The 17,601-nt window shown below is 34.6% G+C and carries 15 protein-coding genes; 2 read left to right on the forward strand and 13 right to left on the reverse strand.

Going from position 1 to position 17,601, the window contains the following annotated elements:
* Positions 1-302: 302 nt before the first annotated feature.
* The 8 genes from TERY_RS16115 to TERY_RS16150 all read right to left on the reverse strand — a co-directional run bounded on the left by TERY_RS16115 (position 303) and on the right by TERY_RS16150 (position 7,561).
* Positions 303-527, reverse strand: a complete 225-nt coding sequence (locus tag TERY_RS16115) for a hypothetical protein (RefSeq protein ID WP_044136869.1) — start codon at positions 525-527, stop codon at positions 303-305.
* 36 nt (positions 528-563) lie between these two features.
* Entirely contained in the window at positions 564-854 is a 291-nt protein-coding gene (locus TERY_RS16120; RefSeq protein WP_011612810.1) for a hypothetical protein, read from the reverse strand.
* 420 nt (positions 855-1,274) lie between these two features.
* Complete coding sequence (locus TERY_RS16125) at positions 1,275-2,252, reverse strand: hypothetical protein (RefSeq protein ID WP_011612811.1); 978 nt, start codon at positions 2,250-2,252, stop codon at positions 1,275-1,277.
* A 281-nt stretch (positions 2,253-2,533) separates the two neighbouring features.
* Positions 2,534-2,863, reverse strand: coding sequence for a hypothetical protein (locus TERY_RS16130; protein ID WP_011612812.1), 330 nt, complete (start codon positions 2,861-2,863; stop codon positions 2,534-2,536).
* 16 nt (positions 2,864-2,879) lie between these two features.
* A complete protein-coding gene (locus TERY_RS16135) occupies positions 2,880-3,143 on the reverse strand; it encodes a hypothetical protein (RefSeq protein ID WP_011612813.1) in 264 nt (87 codons plus the stop codon).
* Between the two features lie 73 nt (positions 3,144-3,216).
* Positions 3,217-3,684: a hydrogenase maturation protease gene (locus tag TERY_RS16140; protein ID WP_044137665.1), complete on the reverse strand. Its 468-nt coding sequence runs from the start codon at positions 3,682-3,684 to the stop codon at positions 3,217-3,219.
* 620 nt (positions 3,685-4,304) lie between these two features.
* Positions 4,305-5,909, reverse strand: a complete 1,605-nt coding sequence (locus tag TERY_RS16145; RefSeq protein ID WP_011612815.1) for a nickel-dependent hydrogenase large subunit — start codon at positions 5,907-5,909, stop codon at positions 4,305-4,307.
* Positions 5,910-6,598: 689 nt separating this feature from the next.
* Positions 6,599-7,561: a hydrogenase small subunit gene (locus tag TERY_RS16150; protein ID WP_011612816.1), complete on the reverse strand. Its 963-nt coding sequence runs from the start codon at positions 7,559-7,561 to the stop codon at positions 6,599-6,601.
* Positions 7,562-8,016: 455 nt separating this feature from the next.
* On the opposite strand from TERY_RS16150, the gene TERY_RS16155 reads away from it, so the two are divergent.
* Complete coding sequence (locus TERY_RS16155; protein ID WP_011612817.1) at positions 8,017-8,808, forward strand: MBL fold metallo-hydrolase; 792 nt, start codon at positions 8,017-8,019, stop codon at positions 8,806-8,808.
* A 1,103-nt stretch (positions 8,809-9,911) separates the two neighbouring features.
* Here TERY_RS16155 and TERY_RS16160 read toward each other — a convergent pair.
* The 5 genes from TERY_RS16160 to TERY_RS16180 form a co-directional block, all read right to left on the reverse strand.
* Positions 9,912-11,102, reverse strand: a complete 1,191-nt coding sequence (locus tag TERY_RS16160; protein WP_011612818.1) for a glycosyltransferase — start codon at positions 11,100-11,102, stop codon at positions 9,912-9,914.
* Between the two features lie 293 nt (positions 11,103-11,395).
* Positions 11,396-11,968 carry a fasciclin domain-containing protein gene (locus TERY_RS16165; protein ID WP_011612819.1) on the reverse strand — a complete coding sequence of 191 codons (573 nt, stop codon included), beginning with the start codon at positions 11,966-11,968 and terminating at the stop codon, positions 11,396-11,398.
* Positions 11,969-12,698: 730 nt separating this feature from the next.
* Positions 12,699-13,283 carry a fasciclin domain-containing protein gene (locus tag TERY_RS16170; protein WP_011612820.1) on the reverse strand — a complete coding sequence of 195 codons (585 nt, stop codon included), beginning with the start codon at positions 13,281-13,283 and terminating at the stop codon, positions 12,699-12,701.
* Positions 13,284-14,267: 984 nt separating this feature from the next.
* A complete protein-coding gene (ylqF, locus tag TERY_RS16175) occupies positions 14,268-15,125 on the reverse strand; it encodes a ribosome biogenesis GTPase YlqF (RefSeq protein ID WP_011612821.1) in 858 nt (285 codons plus the stop codon).
* A 275-nt stretch (positions 15,126-15,400) separates the two neighbouring features.
* A complete protein-coding gene (locus TERY_RS16180; protein WP_011612822.1) occupies positions 15,401-15,811 on the reverse strand; it encodes a universal stress protein in 411 nt (136 codons plus the stop codon).
* 302 nt (positions 15,812-16,113) lie between these two features.
* Between TERY_RS16180 and pgk the strand changes: the two genes are divergently transcribed.
* Positions 16,114-17,310: a phosphoglycerate kinase gene (gene pgk / locus TERY_RS16185; protein WP_011612823.1), complete on the forward strand. Its 1,197-nt coding sequence runs from the start codon at positions 16,114-16,116 to the stop codon at positions 17,308-17,310.
* Positions 17,311-17,601 lie beyond the last annotated feature (291 nt).

Consider the following 17,601-nt stretch of genomic DNA (forward strand, 5'->3'; position numbering starts at 1 on the left):
AGTTATTAATTATTAGTTATCAATTATATTATGTCCGGAGCATCGCTTCTCAAAAAACTTTCTCCCATAATTGCCAATTCTATCTTTGTGCTGAGAGCAACAGAATATCCTGCCAAAATTTTCCAAGGTGTAAGCATTCAACCGGACATAATATTCTTCTCCTGGGTAGGAAATTCCTTTTTCGTGTTCTGTAGAGAAACAGTGCCTCCAACTGAAGCCGGAGGCAACAAAATCAGAAGTTTCTTTTTTTATCCTCTTGAAATAAGAAGCTATTAATCTTATTTATTAATCATTTGAGCTTTTTATTTCAACTTCATATCTTTGAGTAAAAATGGCATAAGAATTCCAGTTCCTAGACTAGAAATGATAATTGGCAAGAACAATGTTGTCTCCATTTGTGCCATTACTATTAACAGTAAAGCACCAACTGTAGTTGCCAAAACTACTTGTTTAATAAAGTCAAGTGGATCTCGTAGCAGTTTACCCTTGAGTAACAACTTGACACTATACAAACCTATTTCTAACATAAAAATCAACTCCTATTCAAAATCATTTTTTTGAAACTAAACAAATTTCAAAATTGTCAAACCCACAATAACTGCAGGAATGACACCAGCAGGACCAAACAAACCACCAATAGTAGCAGCTAGACCATAACCTAAGTCTTTTCCTGCTAACCATATTCCACCAATAGCACCAGCAAGAATTGAAATTAAGCTAGCAACTGCCAGCCAAAATATAGCAGTCAGTATTGTAATTTCTCCTGTAGCCAAGTTACTCAAAAAAACATGAAAGCTTGGCATTACCTCCAAGTTTGCCATCAGAGTATTAGTAGTCGTAAGTAAATAAGTCATTTTTCTTCTCCTAATTATCTTGAAACATACTATTTTCTACAAGTTATACCAATTGACTTTTAAGGTGTTAGGTTTTAGGCTTTAGATTTAAAAGTTAACAAGTTGATCACATCAGGGTTTAGGCAAATTCACTTTTACGCCATTTTTAGAGGCTTTCTGGTATTCGCCCTCACGCTCATGTAGTGGCCTTTGCGTAAGTTCCGAATATCTTATTACTAAATAAATTTATTTTGCTGCTTCATACATTTATTTTGCTTCGTTAAATCTCAATAACTGTTGACTTCAATCATTTTCTATCTTTAGTGTTAACCACCAAGCCTAAAACCACTAAACTAACTAACTATCTTTGCTCTTTACGACTAAACCAGCAAACATACTAAAACTTAAAATATTTGGGAGCGCTAATAGTCAGCTAGTAAATTAAACTTTACACAACAACAATTCAGCTTCCACTTCTGCCAATGCTTCCAAAACTACTGATGCTTTTTCCATCTCCCTATACCGAGAAAAAATTTCTTGAGCTTCCCCATAGAGATTTTTGGCCTCAAGTAAATTATGATAATTTCCGGCTTCTGGCTTTTCTGGGTTATCAGGTAAATTATATAGCAGATTTGCTTTATTAGAGATAGTTGTCGCATACTCTAATGGTGTATCTTTAGCAGTACGAACTTTTAGAGCTTCATTGTAAGCACTCAAAGCCCGCAAATTATTATCTATCGGATGGAGACTAGGGAGATATTGTAAAGCATTAGCCAAGTTATTTTGCAACATCGCGTATTCTTTAGGATGTTCGATCAGGTTAATTGCTCTTAATGCCCCCTCAAATGACTGTACAGCCATTGCTTGTCCCATACCTTCTTTTTCTGGATCTAAAGTCATAGAAAGGTAAGCGATCGCTATATTATTCTGCAATATGGCATATTCTTGGGGATATTTGTCCACTGTAAATACTGACAATGCTTGTTGAGATACCTGTATTGCTTGTTGCATTGTTGCCAAATTATCAGGAACTAACCCTTGCAACACCAGCCCCAAATTCATTTCCGCTTCGGCAATTTCTTCAGGTTTTGCCTGTTCCCTTAGTGTTGTTAAAGCAGTTTCATAAGCTTCTTTTGCCTCTAATAGTAAATTAACCCCTCCTCCGGGCATTGTTCTCAAAGCTGTCGCCATTCCTACTAAGGCCCTTGCTTGCAGTAGAGTATAATTTTCTCCAGATAATTCTATAGCTTGCTGATATAAATAAATAGCATCATATAATTGTTTATAGTTCTGGGGTTTTTGTTGTAACCCATTTGCCATTTCAATCAACATTTGAATTTTTTCTAGAACATTTACAGACTCTGATTCTATAGCATTCAAAGCCGCTTTTACCGTCGTATCACTAATAGTTTGCAGCACAATTTTACAGAAATTAGTATTTTCAACAAAAAAAATTGACAAGAAAAATATTCTTTTGAACTATCTAATATATTTTGCTTAAATTTTACTTAATTTAATTAATTCAATTTAATTAATATTTTCATAGTTCATGTTTTCTTTAATACTTAAATACTGAGTTTTAGCTATTAATAAATCAATCACAAATCGGGTGAGCAATGGAAAAATTTCCAGAATAAATAGTAATCTTTATTAACCCACCCTCAAAGGATAATTTAAATTTTTTACAACTTTAATATTGTTCAAATTTTGGCTGGGAATGCCATTTCTTTAGAACTACGTTCAAGACTAATCATATTAGTAATAGATTCTGGTAATTCCTGCAAATTATCTGTATCTTCAGAACTACTTAAAGGAGATACAAAAGTATAACAAGGGTCACATTCACCAGTATCATAAACCTGAAGAATCCAATAGTCAGGACATCCTTTTATCCCAACTTCAACAATATACCAACTAGATTCTTGTTTAGCATACCTAATAGTAAACCAATCTTTTTCAGTCTGGGGAATTTCCCAATCATTAATCAAAAAATCAATTGCTAAATTTTCTGCTTCTTTTTGAGAAAACATAACATTAACTATCTATTTACTGAGCAGGAGCTTGAGAAGCATTTGGGTCAGGATAAAACCCTAATTGTTTTGCTAATTCACGAGCAAGATGGAATAAAAATTTAGCTCCATCTTGATTTCCATGATGAATTTGGGCTTGACCTACTTCCATTAAAACGGAAATAAAATCTGCATCAACTAATTCAATATTTTCATCTAAAATATCAGGTTCTTTCCCATTTGGGCACTTCGCTAATTTATCAATTAATTCAAAATATTGCTCTTGTCTTTGTTGATCCATGATAATTTCCGTCCTTAGTATTAATTTTTTTTTGAGATTATCAAATACTTTGTATATTTTGGCGTAGTTTCTCCTACCTTTTACTCTCAAAACTGTTGACAATTTCTTGAAAAACCTTTTCAGAAGAACACTGAACAACAGGGGAAAGTTCTAGACCAAAATCTAAATTTTCAGCTTCTATTAAATAGACAGTTACATCCTCAGGAAAATCTTCCCGAAAAATTTTTCTACCTACCGCCAGAGCATTATCCCAACGAAAATCATGCAAACTATAACTAGGTTCTGGCAATGCTTCCAACTCCGAACTAGGAACTTTAAAGACTGCACCTGGTTCCGAACCTGTCGCACTAGCATCCACAATAATTAGTCGCTGAGTTCCCCGTGCTTGAAACATCACTTCCATTCCAGCAGTACCGCAGTCATAAACTTGGACATTAGGAAGGGGATGTGTACTCAAATATTGTTGCAAGCGTTGAGCAATAATTACTCCTACCCCATCATCACTACGGTTAAAATTACCGCAACCGATAATTGTCAACATCAACATTATCTATTTGTTAAATAGGGGTTTAGATTTTCTGAAAGCTAGATAAAATCTAGTTTATTGACTTCACATCCTTAACAATAACCCATTTTTTCAACCAGTTTTGTAACCTAGTAACATATAGTTTTAATTTAAGTCAAAAGTTACAAGTCAAAAGTCAAAAGTTATAATTTACAAGTTAGAAGTTATAAGTTACAAGTTACAAGTTACAAACTATATCATGTCCGAATAATTAGTGATCAAAAAACTAACGGCCGTAAGTGCAAATTCTATCCTTTTGTTGAAAATATCATTTGTAAAAGCTTTCTGGTATTAGCCCTCACCCTCATGTAGTACTCGTGGCTAACTCCTGATAATATTACAAGCTACAAATTACAAGTTAAAAATTAAAAGGTTCTGGTTCTACTAATTCTCTAGCATATATAGCGCTTATACATAAGTCCTAACTAAAATACTAATTCACATCATTAATATTCTCAATAGTTTTTGGATATCTAATATTAACAGAACTTACCCATAACAACCATATATAATGAGTAGCCCTTAACTTCTACAAACATTGTATAATCTTACCTTATGGCGTAAGTCCTGATTAAAAAACCATACTGAAGTAATATCTAAGAAGTCCGGAACCGCGCTAGCTCTTCTCCTGTCTTAGCATCATGAGCATGAACTGTACACACCAAACAAGAATCAAAAGAGCGAGCAACATGACCGACTTCCACCGGATCATTCACGTCAGCAATAGGAATACCAACTAACGCTTCCTCAATAGGTCCACGCACCCCTTGACCATCACGAGGTCCTACATTCCAAGTAGTCGGTGCAATAATTTGATAATTATTAATCTTACCCCCTTCTATTTCCACCCAATGACAGAGAGAACCACGACTAGCATTAGTAGCACCCCAACCACGACCATCTTTTTCTTGAGGCTTAATATACCAAGGATCGCGCAAATTAAACTCCCGCAAACAATGTTCTGTTTGACGATACAACTTAGTTAATTCGTGCATTCGGGCAAACACACGTAAATGTACGCTCGGTCCGCCCATTTTCTTGAACATATCCAAAACTAAACCATCTTTATGCTGCCAACTTTCCCCATGGTCGCCACCTGCTATTAGTTCCCGTGCCAAAGCCCCAACTTCCATCCGACCTAAGTCTTTGTGAGATACAGCAGTTGACCAAGAATAAGCACCATCAAAGTCAAGGTCATTATTACGAATAGGTGCAGTATTCCGGTCAAAAGGATGTATATTCTCATCACCCTCATTATACCATGCGTGGCTAGTATTCTCCCGGGTAAAAGTATGCTCCATCAATTGATGAATATCTGTAGTGCTATCATAGACACCACTTTTCATAATCATAGCAGCATTCCGACCTTCAATAGTCGGGTGTTGATATTTGTCTTCGTGAGGCAAATACCCCCAACTCATATATTTACCAACACCAGCTCCAATTTTATCCAAACCAATATTCAGACCCATGCGCCAGTAGAAACCAAGGTCTGAACTGGCATGATGAGGATTTTCATCTAACCATTCCAGAAAATCTTCATAAGTTTGGATTTTTTCAAACCTCTCAATGGAACAACCTAACCATAACGGTTCTAACCAGTTAGTGCGGAAATATTCCAACATTCCCCAGGCGCGGGTCACATCGGTGAGAGTGGGAGCACACATAACACCACCAGGAACCATGAAACTAGAGTGAGGCCATTGACCACCAAATAGAGCATATATTTCTACGGGTTTTGCTGCTACAGTAATACCTGGTTCATAGGATGTACCTGTGAATGCTGTAAAACGCTTGCAAGCTTCTTCGTAGAAAGGACTATTTTGGTATTTTTTGTTTGTTAAGTCGATGGCGTATAACCCATAAAAGTAGCGTGGATGACTTTGAAGTGTTTCCACTAGTTGACCAAGGTTACGAGCCAAGATCGCGTTACGGGGTACTTCCGTTTGCCAAGCCGTATCTAATGCCCAGGAAGCACAGGTGAGGTGAGAAGCACCACAAATTCCACAAATTCTGGGAGTGACGATGAGGCCAGCTTTAGGGTCTTTGCCTTTGAGGATGACTTCAAAACCTCGAAACATTTGAGCTTGAGTCCAAGCGTTGCTTACATATCCGTCTTGAATATCAACTCTTACATCTAGGTCGCCTTCAACCCTACCCACGGGGGAAATGTCTAATGTTTGTACTTTAGTTTGAACCATTTTTTGTTAAACCTCCAGAATAATACAGTTATTAGTCATCACTCATAATTTATCAGTAGCTACAGTCTGTTTTGGTTAGGTTTTGCTACGCAACATGAAAAGCGCCAGCACAACCCAACAACTTGCTGATACCTGAATATGATTTGTATTTGTTGGCAATTCTCAGATCAAGTTGGCTTTTACCATGACTTGATATTCTCTCAACCCTAGTCTATGAGACAGCGCAAGTTTCCCATCCATCAAATAAAAAAAATGGAATACATAATTAAGTCATCCCAAAGATGACTTCAGCTAAAAGCAAAAAAATTCAATCTTTGGCAAACCATCAGCTCTAAAGTTATTTGTGTGGTAATGTCTACCGCCAAGAAATTTATTTCTTGAGGAGCAGCAGAACTCATAAAGTATTAAGACCTTACGCAAAAACCAGGTTATGAGACAAAATTTAGTGAGAATTAACAACAATAATGAGAGTAATAAACCCGGTTCCTTATTTAGGTGCCTAATATCACTTCCAGTTGAATTGTTAGAATTAAAGCTTATAGTAAGGTTTTAGCCCTAAACTAGATATTTCAAGGGCTAAAGTTTGACGACAAACTACATACTTTTTGATCACTTTGATCACTAGTTATCTGGATATGATATAACTCCTAATTATGTTGGGTTTTGTTTCTTTAACCAAACTACAAATTTTAAACTGTAAAGAAATCTTCCTCTGCCCATGCTGGCGTTGAATTTTTAGCAACCATAGTCAATACAGCATAATCTTTACGGTTAACTCCTGTTGGTAATTCTTTAGGCACTCCCATAACTGTTTGAGTTGTAAATACTGTTCCAGGCATAAGATCCTGGAATGGAAATTCTGGTTCCGTGCAACCTAAACATGGCATCCCCGCTCGAGTTTTAGAAGAAACTCGGTTCCACAAAATGCGGTTACAGGAAGAACGAGTCATCGGTCCGCGACAACCTAAATCATAAAATAGACATCCTTGACGTTGCCCAAAATCTGAGGTTGAAGCTTTGTAAGCAAAGTGAACGTTGCGAGTACAACCTGTTTGAGTGAAGCTTTTGAAAAATGTTTCAGGGCGGTGAAATTCGTCTAAGGTAATGTCATTAAGTCTGCCAGTGGCTACTGCTACCAATATTTGCGAAATCCAATCTGGGTGTGCAGGGCAACCAGGAATGTTGATCACAGGATATCCAGCTTGGCTTTTGAAGTCTTCTCCTAAAAATCCACCTTTTTTCCGTCTCAGAAATTGTAAACCTTCAGACTCACTGGGGTTTGGTGCCATTGCCGGAATACCGCCATAAGTAGCGCAGTCTCCTACCGCAACAACGAAACTGGCAATTTCTGCTAATTCTTTTACCCAGTTTTTCATTGGCCGATCGGCAAAACGGTTCCAATCTCCCATACCATTTGGTGCGTTAATTACTGTTCCTTCGTATACTAAAATATCTAATTGTATTTTTCCGGAAATACAATCTTTTAATAATTGTTGAACATTTGTACCAAGTTCTATTCCTAGGGAAGGATGCCAAAGTACATTAATGCCGAAGTCTGTAATTAAATCACAAATATTTGGTTCTTCAGCATTGAGAAATGATATGGTATTGCCAGAACAAGCTCCACCTTGAAGCCACAGTAGATTTATCATTCTCTCTAATTCTCCTCTCTGTTATCTGAGGTTGAGATGGGATTCACGAGAGAATTTGTTGCACCCTAATTCAACCTATATACATATAATTATAGAGGATTGATAATAATAATTTTGTATTTATTTACGATTTTTTTTATTTTTAATTAATTGTTATTTTTGTCTAAAAATTTGTTATTTTTGATACTTTAGTTTAAATATTTATTGGTAAGAAAGTCTTCAATAAAATCTCAAATAAAAAAAAATATAGCACTTACCGCTGTTATGATATAATATGTATATTATCAAAGTAGTAATTTTCGTAACTCTTTGAGAATCCCTACAGCTTCTAGATAATTTAGAAGAATTCCTCTGAGGCAAGCTATTAATAATAGTTCAAATTGGTAGAAAGATTTAACAGATGTATAGTATTAAAAAGTCAAACTATTATCAAACTAAGAGTTAAACAAATTAAGATGAAACGGCGAAAATTTATAGGTTATCTACAGGCAAGTTTATTGGCTGTAATGGGTATTGGTTTAACATCTAAATTTCAAAGTTCTCAAGCTCAAACAGGAGAATCTTTAACTATTAAATGGTTAGGACATACTTGCTTTTTGTTTGAAGGCGAAGGTACTAAAGTATTAGTAAATCCTTTTCGTCAAATAGGTTGTACCACAGGATATCGAGACCCAAAAGTAGATACAGATTTAATTTTAATTAGCAGTAGATTATTAGATGAAGGAGTGGTAGAAGGTTTTACAAGTAATCCTCCACCAATGTTGTTATTCGAATCTGGAGTTTATCAGGTTAATGGTCAACAAATTCAAGGAATTCGCACTGTTAAAGACAGAGAGGGTGGACGCAGGTTCGGCACTAATGTTGCTTGGTTATGGAAACAGGCAGGAATTAAGATTTTGCATTTGGGGGGATTAGCTAGTCCTATTGGTATAGAAGAACGAATTTTGATTGGTCGCCCAGATTTACTACTAATTCCTGTGGGTGGTGGCCCAAAAGCTTACACCCCTTTGGAAGCAAAGCAGGTATTGGAAGTGCTAAAACCTAGAATTGTGATTCCTACCCACTATAAAACTGAAGCTGCTGATGAAACTAGCTGCGATATTGCTCCTTTGGAAGATTTTCTCACTTTGATGGAGGGAACTTCTCTTAGAGTTCTAAATCAGGATACTATTTCTATTGCAAAAGCTGATTTACCTCAGGAAGGTTTATTAATAGAAGTTTTAAGTTACAAATTTGATCAATTATAGCAGTTGAAGCGTAGCCCGCGGATATTGCTAAATCTGGAAGCTCACCCAAAGATTACTTTTTTCTCTTCCCAATTTTTAAGACTCCCCTATCTAAATACCATTTCTCAAAAACTTTTCAACCTGGGCTTTTGAGTAGCTTTAGGGACCTTTCATTCAATGTCATTAGTCGAGGGGAGTCCGACAGAAGTAGGGCTTGCTGAAATTTGTCTTATGGGTGAGGTTAGGAGGTATGGAATTAGTAAATCATGATAAATGCACTACTTTTATCTCCATCATAATTACTTTTTTTTTTAGATAGGAATCAGTGGAAAAATATCAAGATATTAATGATAAGTTTAGTGTGGAAAAAAGAGCATTACCTATTGGTTAAAGAATTATCATCAAAAACATTTATACTTTCCATTTCGACAAAGAAAGATAACCTAAATCATTTGAGGACAGGAAATAGGTATTGGTTCTAGAATATTTTCTTTTTGATAACGTGAAATCACTCTTATAATCAAGTTTAAACTAACTCGAAAACCCTGAGCAATAACTCTATAGTAACTTTCACCTTTAGTATATGTTTCTAAAATTTTTTCCCTCAAGTCCATAAAATAGGGTTTCGTCTAACTACTTGTTAGTTTTTTCTATTTGATAAAAATTTATTCTACCTTTGTGAAAACCGCCATAATTTATTTTAAAAGTAATATTTATCTAAAAAAAACTAATTATAGTATTAATAATTCAATATAATAGTACGCTATACATAGCATATCTGCGTAATTTCTGAATTAATTATATGCTCCTAATTTCCGGCAAAATATTTAACTCTGTTGCTGGCTTTGTTTTTTCCAGTTAATTTTTAGTACTTGACCTACTTTCAACAATAGAAATCCCAAACTTTGATCAGTTTCTGCATAGTTAGCATTAAGTTAAATTGATTTTTTAGCAGAGGCGATCGCTTCATTTAACCCGCCAATTTTTTTTCATAAAAATACCTCATTTGTAATGACAAACTGTAAAATAGTGGTCTATCTACAAAGAAACTTCATAGTTAATTATCTGCTCCTAACTTTTATCTTTTTCCAGTTAATTTTTAGAAGTAATTTCTCCTTACACTTCTAAAACATAAAACCCATTGATTCTAAACCTTGCCTAATTCTTTTAGCTTCAATAGGGTTATATTTTTCATGCAAACTAATAGCTTTCCCAAATGCTTCTAAACTTTCTGGTACTTGACCTACTTTCAACAATACAACTCCTAAATTTTGATAAGCTTCTGCATAGTTAGCATCAAGTTGAATTGCTTTTTGATAAGAGGCGATCGCTTCAGTAAACCAACCCATTTCTTTCAAAACCATACCCCTGTTGTAATGACCAACTGTAAAATTAGAGTCTATCTGCAAAGCAATTTCATAGTTAGTTTTTGCCTGCTCTAAATTTCCTTCTTCTTTCAACAAACTACCTAAATTATTGTATGCTCCTAGTTTCAACTTAGGCAAAATATTTAACTCTGTTGCTATTTGATAATGACGCTTTGCCATTTCTTTTTCTTGCTTTTGTCTATAGGCAATTCCTAAGTGGTAATGTAGCTCATACAAAACTGTTTTATCTACCTCCGAATCTTGCAAACCTCGAAACAATAATTCCATCGCTTTTTCTCTTTCATCAACTTCCAAATATAAAGCTCCCAATTTACTACAAACATAAGCATCATTAGGATAGTCTATAATAAAACTTTCCATCGCTGCCTTGGCTCTTTCGAGTTTATTTTTAGAAGTAATTTCTCCCTTTTGATAACCCTCATGTAAAATTGCTATTTCTGACAAAGAACCTATTTGCCAGTTAGATTCTTTTGCTAAAATCTCAGAAATACTATCATCAACTATGGCATGATAAGGTCGAGAAAATTTTATCCCAGGATGATTTCTAAAGAGACGAGAAACTAAAGAATATGGAGATTGTTGTGCTCCTATTTCTTCTCTAATTAAATTAATTAAAATATAGCGATCGCTCTGAATAGCTTGTCTAATATGTGGAGCTATTTTTGGTGAGAGATATTCATCAGCATCTAATACTAAAACCCAGTCACCTGTAACGTATTTCAAAGATTCATTTCTAGCTGCTGCAAAATCATTACACCATTCAAAATAATGTACTTTTGCACCAAATTCTTGAGCTATTTCTGGGGTTCGGTCCGTTGAACCCGTGTCCAAAACAACTATTTCATCTACTACATTTTTCACGCTTGCCAAACATCGTGGCAAATTTTTTTCCTCATTTTTAACAATTATGCAAAAAGTTAAATTCATATTCTAGCAATTAGCAATTAGCATTAAAATTATATCATTTTCCTTAGTATAAGTAATGAATAAAGGAATGCTTAAAGCTAGAGATAAAAACCCTATCTTAAGAGTAAGTAAAATGAGCTGTGTTATTACTTGAATTAGGGGAAACTTAAATCAGTATTAGCTTATAGCTATGGCTATATAATTTAACTTATAAAAATTGCTAAAAATAGCCCCATTCTTAGCTTTTGAATGGAGTCTATTCAAAATATTTTCATCTGTTAATAAGTATCACTCATCATAGAATCTCATACTAATTATTTGGATGGTATAATCACAGAATCGATAACATGAATTACACCATTACTGGCAAGTATATCTGGAATGATTACATTAGCGTCATCCACTTTAACACCTGCATTGGAAACTTTAACGTCTATATCATCACCTTCAACAGTTTTTACCTTTCCACTTTCTAAGTCGCCAGATGTTACCTTACCAGGAACTACATGATAAGTTAGAATTTGGATTAGTTTGTCTTTATTTTCTGGACGTAATAAATCTTCTACTAATCCTGGTGGTAAAGCTGCAAATGCTTCATCAATAGGTGCAAAGACTGTAAATGGACCTTCTCCTTGAAGCACACCTACTAAATCAGCAGCTTTTAGTGCTGCAGCTAAAGTATTGAATTTACCTGCTTCTACTGCAGTTGATACAATATCTGATTCCGCGTAAGCAATAAGTGTAGGTTGATTAACTAATTGCTGATTAGCTAATGCGGGTAAACTATAAAAAGCGCTAGTAAAGATTAACCCTAAAGTAGCACAGATTAATCCTAATATCTTGACAGGCTTTTTGAAGAAGAGATTCAGAAGATTTTGGCCGTTCATACTTTTATTATTTTGTTAGATGTTCTATTAATAAATAATAGTACAAAAATATGATTTAAACAATATTTAGATAACGGTAATCATTAGTATTAATAATATCTAAAAAAAACAAAACTTATATACCATATATAGTTGTTGAAAAACTATAACAGTATCTTTTTTTTGTTAAGACAAACATAAGTATTTAGAGGCAATAGAAAAATTTCCTAACCTTACTGAGTAGAGCTATAAACTGATATTAAAAAATTTTAAAATAGTCAATAATTATAGCACTATTTATTTTGATTAGGACAATAAACTTGGGGTTTTAAGTTGACACAAAATTCTAGAAAATTGACAGAAGAATTTTCTAATATATTTGGGTATTATTTCTATCCCTAATAAAACAATTTTTTAGGATTAATGATAGCTAATTAGAAGTAAAATAAAGTACAAATAAATCTCTAGTTAATGAGAATGAAAACTGTAATTATATTACTCCAAATATTCTGAATTACTTCGGGTTATCAATTACCCAAAGTAAAGCTAGCAAGTAAGAAAAAAAGAATTAATTCTCCTAAAACTTGCTACCTAAACATTTATTCCATAAGTAGATAGGCGTTAAAATTTGTCCATATATAACAAAATATAAATTTGCCTCTAATCAAATGTCAGTCCTAGCTTAGAGTTAGTTTACAAAACTTAACTATATTAAGTCTTTTTATGGACACTTATTTATAAACCTTAAAACTTAATTATTAGGTGGTATTATAACTGTATCAATTACGTGAATTACACCATTACTTGCAGGTACGTCTGCTTTGATCACTTTAGCATCATCAACCTTCACCCCTGTACCAGAAATTTTCACGTTTACTTTACTACCTTCAACAGTTTTTACCATTCCAGGCTCTAAGTTACTAGACATTAACTTACCTCCAACTACATGATAAGTTAGAATTTTGATTAGTTGGTCTTTGTTTTCTGGCATTAGTAACTTTTCTACTGTTCCTTTTGGTAGAGCTGCAAATGCTTCATCAGTAGGTGCAAATACTGTAAATGGACCTTTTCCTTGAAGTACTTCTACTAAACCAGCAGCTTTTAGTGCTGCAGCTAAAGTATTGAATTGTCCTGCTTCTACTGCAGTTGTCACAATATCCTTAGATTTAGAATGAGAGTGAGAGCCGGCAACTTGTAACGGTTGGTTAACTACTCCCTGTTTAGAAGATTTTTGAAGGCAGTTTGCTACTGCAGGTAGACTGAAGCTAGCACTAACTCCTATTAGTCCTAAGATAGCCGCCTTTTTAATGACAGTTAAACCGTTTTGACTCTTCATTATTAAGTTTCCTGTTTTTTTATTAACTATTGTAAAGTTACTAACAGTATTTTAACAAAGTTTTGATAACTGTCAATATAGTTAAAAATCAAAAAAAATTTTTTGATTTTTAATTACTTCAAGGAATATGAACATTTGGAGATATAGGACTAAGAGTAAACGATGAATTCTATAGTATTTCCATTTGAGATGTAAATCTACATTCAGGTTGTTTAGGAGAAAAAAAGTGCTGAAGGCAAAAACTCTATGTCTTTGTGTTTACAACTATTTAATCCTGTTTCCCCTTCTTTAAGGTTGTCCGTTACCTCAAAGCTTTTCCCTTTTTAATAACACTCCGTTTTCAGATCTAACCTTCTTGCTAGCTCTAGCTAAGTTAATATTAGTTATTCTTCTGTTCACTCGGGTAAGGGGAAAAAAATCTGAAAGTATTTATAAATAAACACTTTAGCCTTTTGTAAATGTTTAAACCTAACACCTAAAACCTAAAATCTCTCACGGGGTGACAAGCCAGTTGGAAGATAGAATAGATATATCAAAAAATTTACAGGTTAAGCTGAATAATAATTTAAGTCAAACTGCTGTAAGTAAATTAATATTATAAATTAATATCACTTTTTAGCCCTATTTGCACCACATTGATATCTACTATTTTTGTTCCTGAATAGTAGTTATTATTTGATTTTTAAATGTATAGTTTTTATTTTTTTCCAGAATAATATTTTTTTTGCTTGTTATCGTTATCTAGCCTATTTCTATTTTTTTTGTGCTATCTAAAATTAATTCTTATTTTGTTAAAAATTCTTGTATCCATAAATATTGATCTTCTTTTTCTTTTTCTCATAATTACTCTAATCAACTTAGTGGCAATAATTATCTCAGTATATCTACAAAAAAATGAAAGACATTGTTAGCAGTATATTCACTTACTTCAAAGTTAATTTCTATTCTTTGACTTGATTTTAAACCTAAAATAAAATAGTACTGCTATTTGAAAGGTGGTAACTCTAAAGATATTTTCCCCAAAAAACCCTTACGAAAATCATCCAAAATTCGTCTTGAAGTCCGTTCAACATCTCCTTGATAAATTTGATTTGCTAACTCATGCAAATAACTCTCACCCGTATAATTATGAGCTTCTAATTGATAACGATATTTCAAACAAGAAGTAGATACAAAACCATTACTATCAGTTTCCAAAAAAGTTAAAAAATCAATCATACTAGCAGCAACTTGCTGATTATCATAAGCCGCATCCCCGATATCCTCACAAATTGCCAACTTAATTGCATCCTCCCTATTTTTAATTTGACTAGGAATTACACCAGGAGCATCTAACAATTCAATCTCATCAGAAATGCGTACCCATCTTAATTGCTTAGTAACACCAGGACGCCTAGCACTTTCAACAACCTTTCTCTTTAACAGTCTATTAATTAGAGCCGACTTTCCCACATTAGGAAAACCAATTACCACAGCACGTACAGGCCGAGGTAACATTCCGCGATCGCGCCGTCTAAGATTAACAGCACGACCAGCCTCCCGTACTGCCTTGGCCAAATTCTTCACTCCATCGCCCAACTGAGCATTAGTAAAATAAGGCATTTCCCCATTAGCTTCAAACCATTCAGTCCAAATTTTCATAACTTCTGAGGAAATCATATCTATACGGTTAATGACTAAAACTTGTGCCTTACTCCCTACCCATTCAGAAACCTGGGGGTGGCGAGTAGCAAGTGGAATACGGGCATCTCGAACTTCTAAAACCACATCAACCCGTTTCAGTTGTTCTTTAAGATTTCGTTCAGCCTTAGCAATATGGCCTGGATACCATTGAATAGTCATGAGGGAAAATTAAAATTGGTGAAAATCAAAATTTAAGAGAGCTAATAAAGTAAGTGGTGGGGGCAAAATGCTCCCCATAGTGAGGAAGACCTAATGGTTATTAATATAGCAGTTGCCAGGACAGTTAAGAAATTATCATCACTCCCAAATATAGTTTCTGCTGGGAACTTAATATCTAATTCTGACTTTTGACTATTGTGCTATAGCATCTTCCTCGGTTTTATGAAGAAAACCGTCAGTTGATCAACACTTCATTAATTAATTAGTACAAATAACTAAGGCACAACTAAAATAGGACAAGGAGAAAGATTAATAATTCGGTTACTAATACTATCATTATTCCCTCCATCACTTAAACCAGTACCTCGACAACCAATAACAATTAAATCAGCTTCAATTTCATCAGCTACATCACAGATAGTAAAAGCCGGATGACCTTCTTTTTGGAGAGTTTCGGGCTCAATACCTTGCTGGGTAAATATAGATTTGGTCTCCTCTAATAGTTGATTAACTGTTTCTGAGGAAGTCATTTCTGGGTGAAATGGCTTTTGGCCTTCCGAAACAACTTCTACCACTGATACTAACACCAAGCGAGACTGATATGTTTTGACTATATTTATCACTTTATCCCCAGCCTCACGAGCCTCTCGACTAAGGTCCACAGGAAAAAGAACTGTTTTAAACATAAGCAATGTATTTGGGTTTTTAACTATTATCTATAAATCTAGTATTGTCCATAATAATCTTCAATTATCTATTATTCTGGCAGCTTGTGGACTGGATAACACCCACCTTAATAGAGATGAAACAGTGACAGAAATTGGCCAAAAATCAAATAATAATTTTTTTAGATTTCTAAGAATGACACGGACTCCGATAAAATGTTTACCGTGAACGAATACTTTCATCTAATTTTATCTGTTTATGGACTAATAATCTGGCCATAGATGGACATATATTTTAAGATAAATACTAGGAGATTAATTCTGTGACAAAAAAAACTGTAGCAAGTTTATCAAAATCTGACTTATCTGGCAAAAAGGTACTTATGCGGGCTGATTTTAATGTACCTGTTGATAATGGTAGTATTACAGACGATACTAGAATTCGGGCAGCTCTTCCCACAATTCAAGATTTAACTGAGAAAGGTGCAAAAGTTATCTTGACTAGTCATTTTGGACGGCCAAAGGGAAAGGTTAATGAAAAGATGCGTCTGACTCTTGTGGGGGAGAGACTCTCTGAAGTATTGGGTAAAGAAGTTAAAAAGTGTGACGACTGCATTGGTGATGAAGTAACTTCTACTGTGGCGGAAATGAAAGATGGTGATGTAGTTTTGCTAGAAAATGTTCGCTTCTACTCTGGAGAGGAGGGGAATGATCCAGAGTTTGCCAAACAACTTGCTTCTGTGGCAGATTTATATGTGAATGATGCTTTTGGAACTGCTCATCGTGCTCATGCTTCGACTGAGGGCGTGACTAAATATTTGAGTCCTTCTGTTGCTGGTTATTTAATTGAACAGGAACTAAAATTCCTCCAAGGTGCAATTGATAGTCCTCAAAAACCTTTAGCTGCAATTATTGGTGGTTCTAAGGTTTCTAGTAAAATTGGTGTAATAGAAGCTTTGTTGGATAAGTGTGATAAGTTGCTCTTGGGTGGTGGTATGATTTTCACTTTCTACAAAGCTCGTGGTTTAAGTGTGGGTAAGTCTCTGGTTGAGGAAGATAAGATAGAATTGGCAAAGTCTTTGGAAGCTAAGGCAAAAGAGAAAGGTGTAACAATGTTGTTACCTACTGATGTGGTTGTAGCTGATAAGTTTGACCCAGAGGCGAATACTCAAACTGTTAGTATTGAAGCTATTCCGGATGGTTGGATGGGTTTGGATATCGGACCTGAGTCTGCAAAGGTTTTTCAAGATGCTTTAGCAGACTGTAAAACTGTAATTTGGAATGGTCCGATGGGGGTATTTGAGATGGAGAAATTTGCTAAAGGTACTGAAGCGATCGCTCAGACTCTTGCTGATAAGCAGGATGCTATTACTATTATTGGTGGTGGTGACTCTGTTGCTGCGGTGGAGCAGTTAGGTTTGGGTGAAAAAATGAGTCACATTTCTACTGGTGGTGGTGCTAGTTTGGAATTGTTGGAAGGTAAGAAGTTACCTGGTATTGTTGCTTTAGATGATCAATAAAATATAAGTTAACTTAGGTAAGTGCTAGTTGCTTCTCTATTTTGGCTATCGAATAGGGAAGCACTCATAATAGTTTTTACTTCACGGGTCAAGATTTTTTCTCTCTCCCTTTTCTCTTTCTTTACTTATTCAGCCAGCATTTTTGGAATGCTCTCTGGTGTTTTGGGTGCAATTGAGTTTTAAAATCTAGTGACATAACAGAAATAATGGGAAATTATAGAAACTATACTAAACTATAAACAATAGTTATAAATTTTTGTACTAACCTCAGTGACTGGACATAAGTCAAGT

Origin of the sequence: Trichodesmium erythraeum IMS101 (assembly GCF_000014265.1) — a bacterium.
In the GTDB taxonomy this organism is placed as follows: Bacteria; Cyanobacteriota; Cyanobacteriia; order Cyanobacteriales; family Microcoleaceae; genus Trichodesmium; species Trichodesmium erythraeum.

What these genes read in the sequence shown, in the direction of transcription:
- TERY_RS16115 (WP_044136869.1), bottom strand. Translation starts at nt 527, where the DNA reads ATGTTAGAAATAGGTTTGTATAGTGTCAAGTTGTTACTCAAGGGTAAA.
- TERY_RS16120 (WP_011612810.1), bottom strand. Translation starts at nt 854, where the DNA reads ATGACTTATTTACTTACGACTACTAATACTCTGATGGCAAACTTGGAG.
- TERY_RS16130 (WP_011612812.1), bottom strand. Translation starts at nt 2,863, where the DNA reads ATGTTTTCTCAAAAAGAAGCAGAAAATTTAGCAATTGATTTTTTGATT.
- TERY_RS16135 (WP_011612813.1), bottom strand. Translation starts at nt 3,143, where the DNA reads ATGGATCAACAAAGACAAGAGCAATATTTTGAATTAATTGATAAATTA.
- TERY_RS16140 (WP_044137665.1), bottom strand. Translation starts at nt 3,684, where the DNA reads ATGTTGACAATTATCGGTTGCGGTAATTTTAACCGTAGTGATGATGGG.
- TERY_RS16145 (WP_011612815.1), bottom strand. Translation starts at nt 5,909, where the DNA reads ATGGTTCAAACTAAAGTACAAACATTAGACATTTCCCCCGTGGGTAGG.
- TERY_RS16150 (WP_011612816.1), bottom strand. Translation starts at nt 7,561, where the DNA reads ATGATAAATCTACTGTGGCTTCAAGGTGGAGCTTGTTCTGGCAATACC.
- TERY_RS16155 (WP_011612817.1), top strand. Translation starts at nt 8,017, where the DNA reads ATGAAACGGCGAAAATTTATAGGTTATCTACAGGCAAGTTTATTGGCT.
- TERY_RS16160 (WP_011612818.1), bottom strand. Translation starts at nt 11,102, where the DNA reads ATGAATTTAACTTTTTGCATAATTGTTAAAAATGAGGAAAAAAATTTG.
- TERY_RS16165 (WP_011612819.1), bottom strand. Translation starts at nt 11,968, where the DNA reads ATGAACGGCCAAAATCTTCTGAATCTCTTCTTCAAAAAGCCTGTCAAG.
- TERY_RS16170 (WP_011612820.1), bottom strand. Translation starts at nt 13,283, where the DNA reads ATGAAGAGTCAAAACGGTTTAACTGTCATTAAAAAGGCGGCTATCTTA.
- ylqF (WP_011612821.1), bottom strand. Translation starts at nt 15,125, where the DNA reads ATGACTATTCAATGGTATCCAGGCCATATTGCTAAGGCTGAACGAAAT.
- TERY_RS16180 (WP_011612822.1), bottom strand. Translation starts at nt 15,811, where the DNA reads ATGTTTAAAACAGTTCTTTTTCCTGTGGACCTTAGTCGAGAGGCTCGT.